Annotated in this window: 1 tRNA gene and 1 pseudogene; one reads left to right on the top strand and one right to left on the bottom strand. The window is 31.0% G+C overall.

Annotated features, from left to right (window positions below):
- Positions 1–514: 514 nt before the first annotated feature.
- A pseudogene (locus tag ACYUDJ_RS21230) lies at positions 515–748 on the top strand (HTH domain-containing protein); the annotation flags it as partial.
- Between the two features lie 363 nt (positions 749–1,111).
- On the opposite strand, the gene ACYUDJ_RS21225 reads toward ACYUDJ_RS21230, so the two are convergent.
- Positions 1,112–1,187 (bottom strand) — tRNA-Phe (locus ACYUDJ_RS21225).
- Between the last annotated feature and the right edge of the window lie 72 nt (positions 1,188–1,259).

Genomic DNA, 1,259 nt, shown 5'->3' with positions numbered 1-1,259 from the left:
TTCGTCCTGAGCCAGGATCAAACTCTCAATTTTAAAGTTTAATCTCTTCTCAAATTCATTGACAAGGTTTATTACCTTATCTTACTGGCTGTTACAAGAATGTTTCTTGTTAATTCTCTGTTTAATTTTCAAAGACCACATCGCCTCARCGACTTTTATATCTTATCAAATTTGTTGTTCTTTGTCAAGAACTTTTTTCAAATTTGTTTTTGAAAGCTTCTAAGTTGTTTTCATATATAAACTTATTAACTTTCTAATTTCATCTCTTTGTGCTTCAGCACCTAAGCGACAAGATACATCTTATCATGTTTACAATTACTAGTTGTGACTAGAATCAACGATTTTTAATATATATATTTATTTATCTACTATATCTTATAAAATACTCTATATTTCGTGTAAAGATACTCTTGGATATGTTTTTGAGATCTAACATAATAGTTCAATTTAAATCAAGTATAATAAAAAAATTGGAGGTGTCTCAATGGTGAAAACATAAAATGGTAATTTTACACAAGTAGGAATATATATTTTATCTAGAAATAAAAATGTTAAAACCGTTTCTTCAAAACAAATTACATATCAGGATTTATTTAAAGAATTATTTATTACTAAACATAGTACTGGAAAACTTCCTAGAGATATTTTTATAGAAAACGGATTCATCCCTAGGATGTTAGGTCAAAGCCGTATTGATTATTGCAGTGTAAGATGCCGTTCAGAAGGTGTTAGAGATATAGAAAAATAAAGTTTCGCTAGAATTAAAGGTTCGGAAAGTGAAATAACTATAAAAGAAGAATTACTCCCTTTGAAATAACAAAATTCATTTCTGCGGGAACTACGAAGATTAAAAAGGGAGGTGTACCCCGCTCAAAATCAAAAATAATTAGGACAATAACAGAAAAAGAATCACCATCTTAATATCCAGCTCATGTCTGGAATGGCTGTTCTATGGCGCTAATGGACAGTACCAATCACTTCTTAACTTGAAATATTTATTATATAAAAAATAAGTTAGATATATACTCTAACTTATTTTTCCTACAATATCATTAATAATATGTCTATTTATATTTATAATAAAAAAACTAGCACTAATGCTAGTTTTTCCTGGTGGCTCGACCAGGAATCGAACCAGGGACACGAGGATTTTCAGTCCTCTGCTCTACCGACTGAGCTATCGAGCCATATAATTTCATCTGGCAACGACCTACTCTTCCACAGGGCCTCCCCTGCAGTACCATCAGCGCTTTGAAGCT

Source organism: Clostridium sp. CTA-6 (assembly GCF_054768115.1).
This window is presented reverse-complemented; position numbering and strand designations above follow the sequence as displayed.